At 60.2% G+C, this 16,711-nt stretch carries 12 protein-coding genes and 1 pseudogene; all 13 read right to left on the bottom strand.

Features of this window, described 5'->3' with window-relative positions:
• Positions 1 to 12: 12 nt before the first annotated feature.
• The 13 genes and pseudogenes from JZ00_RS20725 to JZ00_RS20665 all read right to left on the bottom strand — a co-directional run bounded on the left by JZ00_RS20725 (position 13) and on the right by JZ00_RS20665 (position 16,699).
• Positions 13 to 3,590 (bottom strand): annotated as a pseudogene (locus JZ00_RS20725) (glycosyltransferase).
• A gap of 110 nt (positions 3,591 to 3,700) precedes the next feature.
• Complete coding sequence (locus JZ00_RS20720; protein WP_039593101.1) at positions 3,701 to 5,266, bottom strand: flagellar hook-associated protein 3; 1,566 nt, start codon at positions 5,264 to 5,266, stop codon at positions 3,701 to 3,703.
• Between the two features lie 13 nt (positions 5,267 to 5,279).
• Positions 5,280 to 7,346, bottom strand: a complete 2,067-nt coding sequence (gene flgK / locus JZ00_RS20715; protein WP_039593102.1) for a flagellar hook-associated protein FlgK — start codon at positions 7,344 to 7,346, stop codon at positions 5,280 to 5,282.
• Between the two features lie 10 nt (positions 7,347 to 7,356).
• Positions 7,357 to 8,655 (bottom strand): flagellar assembly peptidoglycan hydrolase FlgJ, encoded by a 1,299-nt coding sequence (flgJ, locus tag JZ00_RS20710; RefSeq protein ID WP_039593162.1) that lies wholly within the window; start codon positions 8,653 to 8,655, stop codon positions 7,357 to 7,359.
• 14 nt (positions 8,656 to 8,669) lie between these two features.
• Positions 8,670 to 9,740, bottom strand: coding sequence for a flagellar basal body P-ring protein FlgI (locus tag JZ00_RS20705; protein WP_162488974.1), 1,071 nt, complete (start codon positions 9,738 to 9,740; stop codon positions 8,670 to 8,672).
• A gap of 45 nt (positions 9,741 to 9,785) precedes the next feature.
• Entirely contained in the window at positions 9,786 to 10,481 is a 696-nt protein-coding gene (gene flgH, locus JZ00_RS20700; RefSeq protein ID WP_039593103.1) for a flagellar basal body L-ring protein FlgH, read from the bottom strand.
• Positions 10,482 to 10,544: 63 nt separating this feature from the next.
• Positions 10,545 to 11,330, bottom strand: coding sequence for a flagellar basal-body rod protein FlgG (gene flgG, locus JZ00_RS20695; RefSeq protein ID WP_039593104.1), 786 nt, complete (start codon positions 11,328 to 11,330; stop codon positions 10,545 to 10,547).
• A 49-nt stretch (positions 11,331 to 11,379) separates the two neighbouring features.
• Positions 11,380 to 12,117 carry a flagellar basal body rod protein FlgF gene (locus JZ00_RS20690; protein WP_039593105.1) on the bottom strand — a complete coding sequence of 246 codons (738 nt, stop codon included), beginning with the start codon at positions 12,115 to 12,117 and terminating at the stop codon, positions 11,380 to 11,382.
• Positions 12,118 to 12,290: 173 nt separating this feature from the next.
• Positions 12,291 to 13,442, bottom strand: coding sequence for a dTDP-4-amino-4,6-dideoxygalactose transaminase (rffA, locus tag JZ00_RS20685; RefSeq protein ID WP_039593106.1), 1,152 nt, complete (start codon positions 13,440 to 13,442; stop codon positions 12,291 to 12,293).
• A gap of 51 nt (positions 13,443 to 13,493) precedes the next feature.
• Positions 13,494 to 14,171 carry a metallophosphoesterase family protein gene (locus JZ00_RS20680; RefSeq protein ID WP_039593107.1) on the bottom strand — a complete coding sequence of 226 codons (678 nt, stop codon included), beginning with the start codon at positions 14,169 to 14,171 and terminating at the stop codon, positions 13,494 to 13,496.
• The gene (locus tag JZ00_RS20675) at positions 14,152 to 15,129 is read right to left on the bottom strand and encodes an ATP-grasp domain-containing protein (RefSeq protein ID WP_039593108.1); all 978 of its coding nucleotides are present in this window, start codon (positions 15,127 to 15,129) and stop codon (positions 14,152 to 14,154) included. The genes JZ00_RS20680 and JZ00_RS20675 overlap by 20 nt, the downstream gene beginning before the upstream one ends.
• The gene (locus JZ00_RS20670; RefSeq protein ID WP_039593109.1) at positions 15,126 to 15,974 is read right to left on the bottom strand and encodes an NAD-dependent epimerase/dehydratase family protein; all 849 of its coding nucleotides are present in this window, start codon (positions 15,972 to 15,974) and stop codon (positions 15,126 to 15,128) included. Before JZ00_RS20670 ends, JZ00_RS20675 begins: the two co-directional genes overlap by 4 nt.
• Positions 15,971 to 16,699, bottom strand: coding sequence for a class I SAM-dependent methyltransferase (locus JZ00_RS20665; RefSeq protein WP_039593110.1), 729 nt, complete (start codon positions 16,697 to 16,699; stop codon positions 15,971 to 15,973). The genes JZ00_RS20670 and JZ00_RS20665 overlap by 4 nt, the downstream gene beginning before the upstream one ends.
• Positions 16,700 to 16,711 lie beyond the last annotated feature (12 nt).

Below are 16,711 nucleotides of genomic sequence, written 5' to 3'. Positions count from 1 at the left end.
CGGGGAAACCCATCAATCCGGCAGCCAACCATTGGCCCAGTACTGCAGGTTATCGCCGCGCAAGATAAAGTCGCGCAGCACCACTTCACGTAATTCGTCGCCCATCCGGTAACTGGCAATCGGATCTGCCAAATGCATACGGATTGCCTCAAGCCACTCTTCGGTACTGTTGGTGAGGACTCGCGTGCAAGGCAAATGACCTCGGTAGGCCTCCGTATCCGAGCAGATGACTGGATAGCCACACGCACCGTACTCCAACAGGCGAAGGTTGCTTTTGCAGTCGTTGAATATATGAAATTCCAACGGCGCCAGGGCCAAGTCCAAATTCAGACTGGCCAGTTTTGCCGGATAAAGCGCAAGGCTAACGCCTGGATGGAATTCATGGATATAGGGCTTGAGCAAATCGGGGCACATGCCAAAGAAAACCCATTCGACTTCATCAGCGAGTTCCCGAACGACATCGGCGATAAGCTCCAGGTCGCCACGGTGGCTGGTGCCGCCCCCCAACCGATACGCGGCTTGCTGGAGGTCGCACGCTGGCTTCGAAGCTGGTTCCACAGGCCGGCCGCCAGCATGTTCGGCACGACGCGAATATCGTGGTGCATGCTCGACAAAGCGTCCGCCAACGGATGGGTGGACACCACGACCCGATCGCACTGGGCGATACCTTGGCGCAGCAAGTCTTCGAGGTTGTCCGGCATATTGCGACGGTGTTCGTTTTTCTCCGGGACCCTGGCGATGTAATCATCCAGTTCATAGATGCGCATGGCCTTGGAGTAAGTCTTGACCTGGGCAATGTCCTTGAACTTACCCACGTTATAGCGACCCTGGAGAATGATCACATCCGGTGACTGGCGCTCGATGTCAATGATCGAGGGCGTATCGTAGGCAACACGCCCGACGATTCGACCCGCCGCCTCCAGCTCGAACAATGGCTGGCTGACCCGGTAATGCCCCACCGCCGAGGTGTTGACCGCCATCCCCAGGATCGAGGGCACGTTACGGGTGATCAACGGATTCCAGCCGGTGCGTGGCCCGGGTTCAAGGCTGAAGCTTTTTCCGGTCAGGGTCAGGTTACGGTTGTAGGCGGGATCGTTGGCGATTTTGGGCAACCAGCGCTGATAGAATGCCTCCTGCTCCTCCTCCAGCCGCTGCTTCCAAGAAGGATCACGACCAGGCTCCACACCGGAGGCCAGCACGACATCGCTGTATGGCGTGGTGACGATCAGGTAACCGTTTTTTCCGACCTGCTGGCACAACTCCAGAGAATTGATGCGCTGCGTTGTGATCGACTCATCGAACCCGCCAGCTTCCTCCAGAACTTGCTTGCGTACCAACAGGCAATGATCGCCAACGGCGCTCCAGTTCTGCACGGTCTGCAAGCGCTGCATGTAGCCGCCAGACGTTACCGATTCGTTGACAAAGGCCCTGCCCGCCAACCCGCCCATCCCCATGATCATGCCGGCATCGATGACCCGGCCCTGCTGGTTAAGCGTGCGAGGCCCCACGATACCGACCTCGGGGCGTTGCCCATGATTGAGCAGCTCATCCAGCCAAGCGGCTTCCAGCACGATGCAATTGGGGTTGAGCAATAACAGATATTCGCCACGGGCATGCTGTAGGGCGAAGTTGCGGATCACTGCTTCACTACTACTTCCCGGGTGCAGGAGTATTCGCAATTTTTCGCTGCCCAGCTCAGCCATGCCCCGCAGCCAATGCTGCAGCGCGGCGTTTTCACTGGCGTTATCGACAATGATGATTTCGTAGTGCGGATATGTCGTCGCACTGAGCAGGCTGTTGATACAACGCTCCAGCGCACTCAGGTCATCCTTGACGCTGATGACGATCGACACCAGAGGACGCTCGGCGAAGAGGTATTCAATGCGCGGAACCAGCGCGAGGAGCGCCCCGGGGTGAAGCCGGTGCGGAATGCCGATACGCTGCAGATGCGCACTGATCAGCCGGGTGTTTTGCTCGATGACTTCCGGCTGCGACAGCCATTGGGCGAACGATAACGTCGACTCGACCTGGACTTCAGGGATATGACCAATAACTTGCGGCCCGTCCGTTTCGACCAGTCGCCAGATCAAGTCATGGGGCGCCAATTCGCCCAGGCTCGAATCGAATCCACCCGAGGCCAGGAATCGCGCGCGCTCGAAAGCCAGAGTCCGACCGACATAGGGGTAACCGCGCATCAGATCGAGGTTGAAGTCGGGCTTGAAGATCGGCTCCGCCGATTTGTCATCCACCAGCGCGCCTTCATCGCTGTAGATGCAGGCAGCACTTGGCGAGCTGACAATCCGGTCGGCCATGACCAGGAGCGCAGACTCGGTCAAGCGGTCGCCGGCACGCAGCAGGTAGAACCAATCGGCGCCGTCCAATTGAGGCAAAAGCCCATTGAGCTGCTGCACCCAGTCAGCCTGCAGTCCAAGGCGCAGGATATGGTTGTCCACACCCTGGCGACCGTTGGACAGCAGCAGCACCGATTCGCAGGCATAGGCCTGGGCCGTGATACTTTGCAGGGTAATGCCGAGCGCATAAGGATCGTCCTGCTCATCGATAATGACGGGGACGATCCTCGGACGATAGGCCCAGCGCGCGATCTGCCGGGACAGGACTTGCTTGCGCAATGGACTGAAACGGCGGCACTCCAACCACTGCACATAGAGGTCTGCGTAGCTTTCGATGTCAGTGCCAACTTGCGAGCCGATAACGCCCTGCCGAGTCGCGATGACCGAGTAAACGTTTATTTCTTCCCACTCGGTCGCATCCTCCTTGCTTCGGTCCAGCGCCTGGTAACGCACCCAGCCACTGGCCGGCGCCGGCTCGCCACTGCGCTGGCCAAGCATTTCCTTGAGCCACGTCAGCTCCACCGTGGCCGCTTCAAGCATTTTGGCCTGACGCGCCAGGCGGTCCGGATGCAAGCGCTGACCGCTTCCCTCGGCGTACAGTTGGACCAGGTTACCCCGTCGCAACAGGCAGATGAACAAGGCAAAATCCAGGACCGCCTCGAAGCCTTCGCCGGGCCGCGCCAACGCCGGCAGCAAAGCCTCGACGTCGGTGCGACGCATCAATGCACCACTTAAACCGCCAAGGATATTGCGGGTGGTTTTTTCAAAATACGCCAGCATGTCGCTGCCGTTGAACAGCGCATCGAACTGGGTGATGCCGGTGTTTTCAACACGGATCGGCAAGGCGTAGTTGTCGGCATCGATCAGGTGATGCTTGTTGATCACCAACGATACTTGCGGATGTTCTTGCAGGATGGCCGCCTGCTGGCTGACGCAGAACGCCAGCAACTGATCGTCATCGCAGAGGAACTTGATGTACTCGCCCCGGGACTCTTCAAGGCAACGCAACAGGTTTTGCTGGAACCCCAGCCGGGTAGGGTTGCGCAGGTAGCGCACCGCAACACTCGAGCCTGCTTCAAGCTCCTGGACAATACGCTCGACTTCATCGCCGCGGCAATCGTCGCAGATAACAATCTCAAGATTCTCGTAGCTCTGCTCGAGCGCGCTTTGCAAGGCGAGGCGGAAAAAGCGTGAGTGGTACGCGGGGATGGCGATGCTGACAAGAGGAGCTGATTTCACACGCTTGGCTCTCAACCGGTGGGCGCCAACTCAGGCGAGAGCAGGACGTCCTGAATCGTATAAAGAAACGGGTCGGGGACCGCTTATAGCATCACGGCCCCTGCCCTGGATCACATCTTGTTGAACAAGCCCAATTGAGCGATCTTGCTGAACGCCAACTGCGACGCTTGAAGCATAGTCTGCTGCAACGTCAGGCGCGTCATCACCTCCGCTGGGTCGGAGTCACGAATCGCCGACTGGGTTTGCGAATTGGCGAGGACGAAGCTCTGGTTGGTATCGCTCTGGGTATCGAGCGACTGCCCACGTCCACCAACCGAACTCAATGCGCTGGTCAATTGGTCGGTGCCGCTGGCCAGGTTACCGATACCCGAAGCCAGCGCCGCGTTCAACTTCTGGATGGCGATGTTGTCGCCATCAGCCGGTGTGTTCAATGCGGTCCGCAACTGGCTCACGGTGTCCAGGATGTTCTGGGTCTCGTGGGTGTTGACTGCGATGCTGAACTGATCGTTGGCCGCCGCAGCACCATTAAGGGTGAAACTCACCCCGGATGCGGTGGCGACGTTGCCTGCCAGGGTGCCGCTCGATACTGGTTTGCTGTCGGCGGTCAGTGGCGCGGCGTAGAGGTCGAAATCCGTGGCGCTGGTGAACTTCAGAACGGCAGACCCCGTCGGAAAACTGGCGTGGTAAGCAGCCGGATCGGTGATCTGGCTGCCCGTAATCTGGGTCGCGGTGGTATTGCCCGGGCTGCGTGCCGGCGTGATTGAGTCAGGTTTGGCGGCCAGGGTGAAGGTACGACCTGTCAAAACCGTGTCCGCGACCTCGCCTGCATGAAGGTTGACGTTCAAGGTCAGGTCAACACCGCGAAAGCTCACGGTCTGCCCGGCCTGGTTGTGCGGTTGGATGACACCGCCCTTGCTGGCTTCGGCGGTCACATCGTTGCCGCCCGAGTCGGTGATTTTCAGTTGGGTGCCGCTGACGAACTCAACGGTGTACGGCTCACCACTGCGGAACTGGCTGTTGTAGCTCACGCTGGACGACACCTGGCCGTTGGTCAACACCACACGACCATCATCCACTGGCGGCGCGGTCATGGTGACCTGAGTACGACTGGTGTTGACGGCTTGCTGGAACACTTCCCAGCCGGTGCTGTTGGTGGCCATGGACATGGTGTCGCCGATCGGCAGGTCCAGGGTGACCTGGTCGCCGTTGTAGCTGTAGGTGCCGTCGTCATTGCGGGTGAACGGCACGACATCGCCCTTGGAACCGGCGAAGATGTATTTGCCGTTCTCATCTTTGGTGTTCATCAGGCTGAGCAGCTGTTCTTCAATCGAGCCCAATTCCGAAGCGACCGCTTTACGGTCTGCGTCGGTGTAGGCGGCGTTGCCGGCACTAACGGCCAACTCCTTGGCGCGCTGCAGTACGTTGCCGATACTGGTCATGACCGCTTCGGTGTTGCCCAGGGTCGCCTTGATGGTGGTGACGTTAGCTTCGTACTGGGACAGCATCGAAGCCTGGTTACCCAGTTGCAGCAAGCGCGAAGCACCGACTGGATCATCGGCGGCGGTGTTCACACGCACCAGGCTGCTGGCCTCCTCGCTGCTCTTGACGACCTTGGCGAAGTTTTTCTGGTAGTTCGCAGCCGTGCTTTCGTAAAACTGAGAAGTAGAAATGCGCATGGGCTACGGCTCCTTAAAGACTGTTGATCAATGTACTGAAGATTTGTTGCGCAGCCTTGATGATCTGCGAGGATGCGGTGTAGTACTGCTGGAACTTGACCAGGTTGCCGGTTTCTTCATCCAGGTCCACGCCGGACAACGAATCGCGGGCATTCTTGGCGTTGTCCAGGATCGCGCCAGTGGCGGCGCTGTCCAGCTTGCCCTGGGCAGCCTTGGCACCGACGCCTTCCACCAACTTGCCGTAGGCATCGTTCAGGGAAATGCCTTTACTGCCGGAGTTGGTGTCCACAGTCTTGGCGGTCTGCAAGCCCGCCAGGATGGTCCCGTTACGGTTGTCCAGGCTGCCGGGCTGGCTGAGACTGATGTTGATACCTGAGCCGTCGGATGGAGCGCCGGCGATCGACATGTCGAACGTGACGGTACGCTGCACCGGCGGTACGGACGAATCCATGATCGGGGCACCCGTGGCGTCCTTGAGCGGAACGCTCAGGCTCAGGGTGTTGCTCTGGCCGGGTATGATCGTGCCGCTGCTGATCAAGCCACCCTGGGCATCGCGTAGTTGGTAAGCCTGGCTGGAGCCACCGGCCGACGTCGCCCCGAACACCACCTTGACCGGCATCGAGTTCTTGATGCCGTTCTGGATGATGCTGGTGGTGGCTTCGTCGTAGATGTCCAGCTTGGTGGTCATGGTCGGCTGGCCGCTGGCCGGAATGGTCAGCGTGCCGCTGCCGCCCGGCGTGATGGCGGCGCCCAGCGGCGCGGCAATCGCCAGCCGCTTGGAGTCGGTCATCTCGGTCTTGATGCTGCCCGCCGCGTTGCGGGTCGGGGTGATCTTGAACGAATCACCGGCCACCGCCGGGCCACCGCCGAAGGTCAAGGCGAAACCATCGACCACCGGTGGAGGCGTGGTCGCGGTGTTGAACGCCCCCATCGAGGTGTTATCGGGCAAGCGCTGCACCGTGTAGTCGGTAGCGCTGGTGAACGTGATCTTGTAGTCGTTGGTGGTCAGCTTGCCGGTGTCTTCGATGGACACGTTGAAGTTGCCGGACCCGGCGCTGTTGCCCAGCGAGGCGACGCTGCGCTGGCTCATCTGGGCGGCGCTGTTGATGCTGCTGAACAGGTTGGAGCCAAACGCACCGTTCTTGTCGATGCCCGAGGCCTGGATGCTGTTCATCTGGTCTGCGACGACCAGCGCCACGCGACCCAGCTCGTTCATGGCGGGGTCGAGCACGGTGCTGCGGTAGCGCATCAGGCCGCCGATTTCACCACCGGTCAGCACCTGGGTAAGGTCCATGACGCTGGAGCCGCTGTTGAGCTGGATACCCATGCGGCCAGGATCGTTCTTGTCCGGCACTGCTTCCAGTTTATTGGTGATATTGCCCATCACCAGTGGCTGGCCGGAACCCAGGTAGATGTCCAGGCTGCTGCCGTTCTCCACGACCTGAGTGCCGGTGAAGGTGGACAGCTGGCGAATGGTTTCGCTGCGGGCGTCGAGCAGGTCGTTCGGAGCGCCGCCGGAGTTGGAGACTTCGGCGATTTTCTTGTTCAACTGGGCGACGGTGGTGGCCAGGCTGTTGATCTGGTCGACCATGTTCGACAGGTTGCCGTTGATGTTCTCGTTCTGCGCGGTCAGCTGGCTGGCAACCGAGTTGAAACGGTTGCTCAGGGCCTGGGCATCGCTGAGCAGCAACTGGCGGGAAGCATCGTCGCCCGGCTTGGCGTTGACGTTCTGCACCGAGGCGAAGAACTTGGTCAGTGCGCCATTGAGGCCGGTGCCGCTGTCCGACAGCAGGGAATCGAGTGGGGTGATCTGCCCCTGATAGGCCGCCGCATCGCTGTTGAGCGAGGTGGTGGTCTTCAGTTGTGCTTCAAGGTACGAGTTATAGACCCGGCGCACATCCGCCAGGGTCGTGCCGGAGCCGATGAACACGTTGCCGTACTGGTTCGACGCCTTGGTGGTCTGCACGGTCTGCTGACGCGAATACCCGGCGGTATCGACGTTGGCGATGTTGTTACCCGTGGTCACCAGTGCGGTCTGGCTTGCGGACAGACCCGACATCCCGATATTGAGCAAACTCATGGTTCAGACCTTATAAAGTCGTGGTGGCACCAGCCGAGGCGTAGTTTTGGTAACTCGTCATCTGCCGGGCTATGTTCGAAATCTTGTTGGCGTAGTTCGGGTCGGTGGCGTAACCGGCCTTCTGCAACTCGCGTACAAACTGTTCCGGGTTATCGGCCGACTTCAGCACATCTTGATAGCGACTGTTGCTTTGCAGCAGGTTCACCAGATCATGAAAACTGTCGCGGTACGAGGCGTAGGAGCGGAACTCGGCCGTCTCCTTGACCATCTCGCCATTGCGGAACTCGCTGGTGATCGCCCGCGCCGAATCGCCCGTCCAGTTCTTGCTGGCCTTGATACCGAACAGGTTGTGGCTGCTGCTGCCATCGGGCTGACGCATCACCGATTTGCCCCACCCGGTTTCCAGGGCGGCCTGGGCCACCAGGTAACGTGGGTCGACCCCGATGCGATCAGCGGCTTCCTTGGCCATTGGCAGCATGGCGTTGACGAATTCATCGGCATCGCGGAAGGCCTTGCGCGCCGGTGCCAGCGGTGGCTGGGCCACGGCGCGACCGTAAACCTGCATGTCGCCTTTGGGCTCGGCAGCCTTGAGCGCGGCCAGCCAGTCACCATTGGCCAGCTCACCGGTGGCAGGCTTGACGGCGGCAACGGCACGATCCGGCAAGACGTTCTGCGCCACGGCCTCAGGCTTGACCGACGCCGAAGGCACCAGCCCGGCGAGCAGGCGGTCGGCCAGTTTCGGCGGCAGGGCCAGGCGGCGCTGGTTGATCAATTCCATGTCGTTGCGGTGAATGCCCTCGGCCCCTTGCGGCGCGCTCACAGCCCGCGAGGCCCAGAGCGGACGCTGGCCGTTGCTGCGCGACAAAGGCCCATCGGGCAGCGTTCCGGCCGCCACAGGCGTAGGCACTGGCGCCTTGGCCTTGTCCAGCGCCTCTTGCTGCTTGGCGGCAGACAAGGTGGCCGCCTCGCCCGAGGCCAGCGGCTTGTTCTTCGACATCTGGCGCAACAGCACATCGGCCAGGCCGATACCCCCGCCTTCGCGGGACATGGAAACGGCCAACTGCTGGTCGTACATTTCCTGGTATTGCTTGGCTTCCGGCGTGTTCATCGGGTTGTCCTTGCCCAGGGCCTCGGTGGCCGAACGCATGGACTTGAGCATTTCACCGAGGAACAGCGACTCGAATTCCTGCGCCACTTTGCGCAGGTTGCCTTCGCTGTTCTTGTCGCCGACCTTGAGCTGGTTGAGGCGATTGAGGTCCGAATAGGACGCTGAATCCCCACTGATCAAGGCGCCTTTGCGCATATCCACCATGACCGCCTTCCTTAAATCACGATCAGGTCGGCTTGCAACGCGCCGGCCTGCTTCAAGGCTTCGAGAATCGCCATCAAGTCGCCCGGTGCCGCGCCGACCTGGTTCACCGCCCGGACGATTTCATCCAGGGTAGTGCCCGGGCCGAACTTGAACATCGGCTTGGCTTCCTGCTCGGCATTGACCCGCGAACGCGGGACCACGGCGGTCTGGCCGTTGGACAATGGGCCCGGCTGGCTGACGATCGGGTCTTCGGTGATGGTCACGGTGAGGCTGCCGTGGGTCACGGCGGCCGGCGAAACCTTGACGTTCTGGCCGATCACGATGGTGCCGGTGCGCGAGTTGATGATGACTTTCGCCACCGCCTGGCCCGGGTCGACTTCGAGGTTCTCCAGGATCGACAGGTAGTCGACGCGCTGGCTCGGGTCCAGTGGCGCGGTGACGCGAATCGAGCCGCCATCGATGGCCTGGGCCACGCCTGGGCCGAGCATGTCGTTGATCTTGTCGACGATGCGCTTGGCCGTGGTGAAGTCGGAACGGTTGAGGTTCAACGTCAGGCTGTTGCCCTGGTTGAAACCGCTCGGCACCGCACGTTCCACCGACGCACCACCAGGGATGCGACCGGCCGATGGAACGTTGACGGTAATCTTCGAACCGTCGCGGCCCTCGGCATCGAAACCGCCCACCACCAGGTTGCCCTGGGCGATGGCGTAGACGTTGCCGTCGATACCCTTGAGCGGCGTCAGCAACAAGGTGCCGCCACGCAGGCTCTTGGAGTTACCAATGGACGATACGGTGATATCCACTTGCTGGCCGGGCTTGGCGAACGCGGGCAGATCGGCACTGACCGACACCGCCGCGACGTTCTTCAATTGCACGTTGCCGGAACCGGCCGGCACCTTGATGCCGAACTGCGACAGCATGTTGTTGAAAGTCTGCAGGGTGAACGGGGTCTGGGTGGTCTGGTCACCGGTGCCGTTCAAGCCCACGACCAGGCCGTAGCCGATCAACTGGTTGGAACGCACGCCGGAAATGCTGGCGATGTCTTTCAGGCGCTCGGCTTGAGCGGTGAAGGCTGCCGACATCACCAGGGCACCGATCAACAGCTGTTTAAGATTCAACTTGATCACCTAGAAAGGGAACTTCGGGCTGAGGAAGAAACGGTCGAACCAACCTGGCTGACTCGCATCGGCAAAGGCACCAGTGCCCGAATAGGTGATGCGCGCATCGGCCACGCGGGTCGATGGAACAGTGTTGTCGGTGGAAATGTCATCGGCGCGGACCATGCCGGCGATGCGCACCAGTTCGTCACCGGTATTGAGCGTCAACCACTTCTCGCCGCGCACGGCGATGATGCCGTTGGGCAATACATCGGCCACGGTCACGGTGATCGAGCCGGTCAGGCTGTTGCTCTGGCCGGACTGGCTGTCGCCTTTGCTCGATCGGTCGGCACCGTATCCGGCATTGAGGCTCAGGTCGCCGCCACCGATCGGATTGTTGGTGGTCAGGCTGGAGCCGAACAGCGAGGTCAGGCCGACGCTGGTCTCGCTGGTCTTGTCGATCTGCGAGTTGGCGTTCTTGCTGGCCTGGGTCCGCTCGTTCAGGGTAATGGTGATGATGTCACCGACCCGGAAAGCCTTACGGTCGCTGTACAGGTTCTGTTCGAAACCGGCCTGGTAGATCGAGCCGTTATTGGCGGCGGCCGGCAACGGCGTGCGTGGCAACACCGGAGCGTAATACGGGTCATTGGGCCTTGGTGTTGGCGCGACACAGCCCGCCAATGCGGTAATCCCACTCAATGCCAGAACAGATACGAAGCGATTCATGACCCTACCTCTTGGTGTTGCAGGCGGCCTCAGGCCGCCCTGTCTACGGATTTTGCGACGCGATTACAGATTCTGCGTGACGAACGAGAGCATCTGGTCGGCGGTGGAGATCACCTTGGAGTTCATTTCGTAGGCGCGCTGGGTGGTGATCATGTTGACCATCTCCTCAACGGTGCTCACGTTCGAAGTTTCCAGGGTGTTCTGCAGCGTGGTGCCGAAACCGTTCAGGCCCGGAGTGCCGACTTGCGGCGCGCCGCTGGCGGCGGTTTCCATGAACAGGTTGTTGCCCACGGCTTGCAGGCCGGCCGGGTTGATGAAGTCAGCGGTCTGCAGGTTGCCGATCACTTGGGAAGCAGGGTTGCCGGCCACGGTGATGGACACGGTACCGTCGCGGCCCACGGTGAAGGTCTGGGCATCGTTCGGGATGACGATGGCCGGTTCCAGGGCGAAACCGCTGGCGTTGACGATCTGGCCATTGGAGTCGAGGTGGAAGGTACCGTCACGGGTGTAGGACGTGGTGCCGTCCGGCTGCAGGATCTGGAAGAAACCGCGACCGTCGATGGCCATGTCCAGCGGCTGCTCGGTGGTTTGCAGGCTACCGGCGTTGAAGTTTTTCTGGGTGCCGACGATGCGCACACCGGTACCCACTTGCAGGCCCGACGGCAATTCGCTGTCCTGGGTCGACTGGGCGCCTGGCTGGCGTTTTACTTGGTACAGCAGGTCCTGGAACTCGGCGCGATCACGTTTGAAGCCCGTGGTCGAGACGTTCGCCAGGTTGTTGGAAATAGTGGAAAGGTTGGTGTCCTGGGCGGACAGACCTGTTTTGGCAACCCAAAGAGCCGGAAGCATTCGATTCTCCTCTCACGCCTGTTTTTCGGCGCAGCGCTGTAATTAATGATTAGATCTGCAAGACCCGAGCCATGGCTTCATCGCCTTCTTTGGCGGTGTTCATCATCTTGACGTGAAGCTCGAATTGCTTGGCCAACGCCAGCACGGAAGTCATTTCATCCACGGCATTGACGTTGCTCGCCTCCTGGAAGCCCGACACCAGTTGCACGTTGCCGTCGATCGGCGCCGGCTGGCCGTCCTTGGTACGGATCGAGCCATCCAGGCCCTTGGTCATGTTCCTGAGGTCCGGGTTGACCAGCTTGATGCGGTCCACCTCAGCCATCACACGCGGGCCTTCGCCCATGGCGCGGATACTGATGGTGCCGTCCTGGCCGATTTCGATTTTCTGCTCCGGCGGCACGGCGATCGGACCGCCATTGCCCATCACCGGCATGCCGTTGCCGGCCCGCAGCACGCCCAGGGCGTCAACGTTGAGGCTGCCGGTGCGCACGTAGCTTTCACCGCCGTCGGGATTCTGCACGGCCATCCAACCCGGCCCGCTGACCGCCACGTCCAGGTCACGGCCGGTTTCCACCAGCGCACCCGGGGTGAAGTCAGTGGCAGGCCGCTCGGACATGGCAAATGCCCGCGCCGGAAAGCTGTCGCCGAATACCGGCATCGAACGTGCCTGCTCCAGGTCTTTCTGAAAACCATTGGTGGAAATGTTCGCCAGGTTGTTGGCATGGGCCCGTTGCGCCAGTGCGTTCTGGCTGGCGCCGGTCATTGCCACATAAAGGTACTTGTCCACTGTCGTTCCTCTGCATGCCGGACGTTTGCCGTCCACTGCTGTGTTGCACAGCCTTAAGCAAATTGCAGACCAACTTTTTTCTGGCGGGCCCAGGCCCGGAAAACAAAGGGTTCCGGGCTCCTGGGGTTGTGGAGGCGTTATGTCGAAGTCGAAAAACCGGCGGAGTTATGCCGCTAGGTGGCAAGCGCCGCCAACGCACCGCCGAGCACATCGACAACCCGGTCTTGCTGTTCATTCGTCAAACCGAGCCATAGCGGCAATCGCAACAGACGCTCGGAATACCCGTCGGTTATGTCCATCGAGCCGTGCACGCGCCCATACCGCATCCCGCCGGGCGACGAATGCAGCGGTACGTAGTGGAACACCGCGTAGATGGCGTGGCTCTTGAGTTTTTCAAGAACAACTTGGCGCTCGACACCAGGCGCCAGCAGCACGTAATACATGTGCGCATTGTGCTGGCAATTTTCAGGCACTATTGGACGACGCAACAATCCTTGCAGCTCAAGCTCTGCCAAAGCGCCATGGTAGTGATCCCAGATTGCCAAGCGGCGATTGGTGATGGACTGAGCCTCTTCCAACTGGGCCCAGAGGAAGGCAGCCGTCATTTCTCCGGGCAGGAACGAGGAACCCACCTCTTGCCAGGTATATTTATCTACCTCGCCCCTGAAGAACCGACTGCGATCGGTGCCTTTCTCGCGGATGATCTCGGCGCGCAAGGCCATGGCTGGATTGTTGGCCAGTAAAGCCCCACCCTCCCCCGAGATCACGTTCTTGGTTTCGTGGAAACTGAACGCCCCAAGGTCGCCGATGCTGCCCAACGCACGCCCCTTGTAAGTCGACATCACGCCTTGCGCAGCGTCTTCCACCACCGCCAACCCATGCTTGTGCGCAATCGCCAGTATCGTGTCCATCTCGCAGGCCACGCCGGCATAGTGAACAGGCACGATAGCTTTGGTCCGCGACGTAATTGCAGCCTCGATCAAGCGTTCGTCCAGGTTCAGGGTATCGGGTCGTATATCGACGAAGACCGGCACCGCGCCACGCAGCACAAAGGCGTTGGCCGTGGAAACGAAGGTGAACGAAGGCAGGATGACTTCGTCGCCAGGCTGGATATTCAACAGCAGCGCCGCCATTTCCAGCGCAGCAGTACATGAATGGGTGAGCAACGCCTTGTTGCAGCCCGTGTGCGACTCCAGCCAGCCATGACATTGCTTGGTGAATGGACCATCACCGGCGAGCATGTTGCCGAACTTGGCCTGGGCAATGTAGTCCAGCTCCTTGCCGGTCATGAACGGGCGATTGAACAGGATTGTTTCTTGACTCATTGCAAGTTCCCCTGGGTGGGCATGGTCATGGGTGGCGCACAGCACAAGGCATCAAACTGCACTGATCCGCCCACCTATCTGGCTGCCTATGTCGAGATTTTCATAGAAATATGGGGTGAAGCCGGCACGTTTCATGGCGAGCTGGGTTTCGCCGATGTCGTATTCCACCCGGTGCAAGTTGAACGCTTCACCGTCCCAGGTGGCGAACGCTGCCCGGGGATCACCGTCACGTGGCTGGCCGACTGAACCGGGATTGCAATAGACCTTGTCCTCGCCGAGCCATAGGTGCTGGACATGGGTATGACCCGATGCGAAATATCGGCCGGGCAACGGCGCAAAGTAGGCCTGCGAGGGACGCACGTACTCGTCCAGCGGATCGCTCCAGCCACCATGGACGATGCTCAGTCCGTCCTCCGTGGAGCGCTCCGGGAGCGATCCCAACCAGGCCAGGTTCTGCGCAGTGATAACACCCTGTTGATAGTCGAGGCAGGTATTGGCGCTGTTGGAACGAGGGCATCGCTCATCCCTGGCCAGATACCAGTCATGGTTGCCCATCACCGAGAATATGTTTCGCTCGCGCAGGGCCTCGCAACACTCGTTGACTTGACTGTAGTAACCGGCCGTATCGCCCAGGCAGATGATCCGCGATACGCCGAGCCCATCAAGCTTGGCAAGCACTGTTCGAAGGGCGCTGTAATTGCCATGTACGTCAGAAATGATCCCGATCATAGACAATGAAATCCTCTATATAACGAACAGCGAAGCCAGTGCGAATGGTTGGCTGGGCCAGTGTCTTGCCGTCGAGGTAATAATCCAGGCACATCGCGGCCTCGTTGTAGCCAAACGCGCGACGTATCGAGCTGGTCGAGGAGATTCGCGGATTGATCTCGAGCAGGCTCCATGAGCCGCCCTTGCCACGACGGAACTGCAAGTTGGTCGGCCCTACCGGCTTGAAGGCACGGCACAGCCTGGCGACCACATCGTCCAGCGAATCGTCCTGGTACACCCAGGCCTTGGCAGTGGATCCATCGGAAGCCAGCTTGCGCTGGAAGGCAATCATTGGACCGGTATCACCTCGTCCGTCGCCAAACGCCGCCACGGTGAATTCGTCGGCGGCGCTGCCAATGATCGGCTGGGCCATGAGGTAGTCACCCAGCAGTGCGGCGTGCGGGGTGAAATCGCCCTCCTCGCGAACCCAGACCAGCCCTTTGGAGGCGTAACTCCGGCGCGGCTTGAGCAGGAACGGCAGGCCCAAGGCAGCCTTGAGCGAATGGAAGTCTCCCGCCAGCAGGCTGGGAATACGGCTGGAATCCCCGAGGGCCAGCAGCGCCTGGTCCATCGCCCACTTGTCCCTGGAGAGTTCGATCAACTGCTGGTTGTTGAGCACGACCTGACAATCGAACGTGTCCAAGAAGGCTCGGTGGTCCGAGAACCAGTGGATATCCTGTTCGATTCCAGGAATCAGCAGATCGACTTTGTGCAGGGCCAGGGTATCGCCCAGCCACTGGCTATAACCGGGGTCAGCCGTCAACGGAGCTTGCACGAACACATCGCTCCAGCCACGGCCGACCGCATCGTCGTAGATGTCCGTGCCGACCAGGCGAACAGCGGGATTTGCCGCACGCAGCGACTTGAGCAGGCCATAGCCCATGATGGCGCCTACGCCAGTCACCATGACGGTCTTCATGACAGGATCTCCCGCTGCACTCGCATCAATTCGAAGCCCCGACGAATGTCTATTCGCGGGACGAAATCAATTCGTTCATACAGCTCATGTGAACAATCGAAGTCAGGCAGATCGGGAATGTCGCTTTTTTCCGGCAGGAAGCGGACAGCCGACGGTTTGCCGAACGCCCTGAATGCGGCATGGGCGATCTCGGAAAGACGGGGGGATTCGGGATGGCCGCAATTGTAAAAGCCGGTTACGCCTTTCTCCGCCAGCCGAGCGCAGACCTCGGCAAGGTCGCTCAAATGCAGGTAGTTGCGCTTGGCGTCATTGCTGCCATACAGCTCGACGGTTTGCCCCGCCTGCGCCTTGTCGGCGATGGCGTAAAGCAACGGTTGATGAGGCCTGCATTGCTCGCCGCTATCGTAGACCTGGCTGATGCGCAGGACCGTCAACGCCATGCCGCGCTCTTGGCAGTAGAGGCTCGCCGCTTCTTCGGCATGGCGCTTGGAGAGCGAGTAGATGCCAAAATAGGGATCCGTCGGCTGGTGGCTGGCCCAACGCGACGACAGCAGAATGAACTGGCGTGCTCCGCATTGTTCGGCCAGTCGACAGGCAGCCAGCGTCCCGACAACATTGTTCAGCTCGGCACGAATCAGATCATCCGGCGCGCGACCACCGAAATCGGCTGCGGCCAACACAACGACATCGAAGCGCTCGTCGCAGGCACAGGGTACCTGGCTACTCAGGTCGAAGGTGAGATCGGCCTCCCGACGCCCTGCCAGCTTGACCTGGCCATAGCGTGACAGCATTCGGGCGACCGCCTTTCCAATGACCGAAGTACTTCCGATGACCAGGCTTTTCATGACTGGACGACTGTCGCTTCCAGCATCATCGCGCAGCAAAGCTCAGGGTAGTCGATGCCAACAGTGCACATTGCCTGAACGATGTCCGCACCTAAGTTCAATTCTTTCAATTGTCCAGTGGTGAACGGCTTGAGAAACACACCTTCCTTGCGCACCACCTGGAGCCCGGCGGCTTCCAACTCAGCGGTCAGGGTTTGTAACGAGTAGCTGCGCACATGGCCCAGCTCCAGATCGCCACCGCCCAATGCCGTCATATCGCCAAGCAACCCGGCCGCATGGCCTAACCTGCGATGCAACGACTCACCATTGGGAACCAGTACAAAGCAACGGCCACCCGGCGCCAGGAAGCGCTTGAACCGTCGCAGTATGGTTTGTGGATCCTCGACGTGCTCAAGGACAAATCCCATCACAATCAGATCGAAACGCTTGTCGGTATCGAAGGTCTCGAAATAACCCTCGACGATTTCCGCCTTACTGTCCGGGTACTGGGACTTGAATTGAGCAATCACCGATGCGGAGCCATCAATGACCGTGTGTTCACTGAAAAACCGCGAGAAGCGGTTTGTGCTGAAGCCATGGCCAACACCAAGCTCCAGCAGGCTTTGCGCCTGGGTGCACAGCGCCATGATGCGTTGCGGATACCAGTTGAGAATGATGTTGTTGTCATACGCATAGCCAAAGCTGTCGCTGTAGGCTGCGATGAAGGAATCAAGATCGTTGCTCATGTCACATGCACT

Source organism: Pseudomonas frederiksbergensis, from assembly GCF_000802155.2.
GTDB lineage: Bacteria > Pseudomonadota > Gammaproteobacteria > Pseudomonadales > Pseudomonadaceae > Aquipseudomonas > Aquipseudomonas frederiksbergensis_A.
Note: the sequence above shows the minus strand (reverse complement) of the source record. Positions and strands in the feature narration are given on the sequence as shown.

What these genes read in the sequence shown, in the direction of transcription:
- JZ00_RS20720 (WP_039593101.1), bottom strand. Translation starts at nt 5,266, where the DNA reads ATGCGCATTTCTACTTCTCAGTTTTACGAAAGCACGGCTGCGAACTAC.
- flgK (WP_039593102.1), bottom strand. Translation starts at nt 7,346, where the DNA reads ATGAGTTTGCTCAATATCGGGATGTCGGGTCTGTCCGCAAGCCAGACC.
- JZ00_RS20705 (WP_162488974.1), bottom strand. Translation starts at nt 9,740, where the DNA reads ATGTCGGCAGCCTTCACCGCTCAAGCCGAGCGCCTGAAAGACATCGCC.
- flgH (WP_039593103.1), bottom strand. Translation starts at nt 10,481, where the DNA reads ATGAATCGCTTCGTATCTGTTCTGGCATTGAGTGGGATTACCGCATTG.
- flgG (WP_039593104.1), bottom strand. Translation starts at nt 11,330, where the DNA reads ATGCTTCCGGCTCTTTGGGTTGCCAAAACAGGTCTGTCCGCCCAGGAC.
- rffA (WP_039593106.1), bottom strand. Translation starts at nt 13,442, where the DNA reads ATGAGTCAAGAAACAATCCTGTTCAATCGCCCGTTCATGACCGGCAAG.
- JZ00_RS20680 (WP_039593107.1), bottom strand. Translation starts at nt 14,171, where the DNA reads ATGATCGGGATCATTTCTGACGTACATGGCAATTACAGCGCCCTTCGA.
- JZ00_RS20675 (WP_039593108.1), bottom strand. Translation starts at nt 15,129, where the DNA reads ATGAAGACCGTCATGGTGACTGGCGTAGGCGCCATCATGGGCTATGGC.
- JZ00_RS20670 (WP_039593109.1), bottom strand. Translation starts at nt 15,974, where the DNA reads ATGAAAAGCCTGGTCATCGGAAGTACTTCGGTCATTGGAAAGGCGGTC.
- JZ00_RS20665 (WP_039593110.1), bottom strand. Translation starts at nt 16,699, where the DNA reads ATGAGCAACGATCTTGATTCCTTCATCGCAGCCTACAGCGACAGCTTT.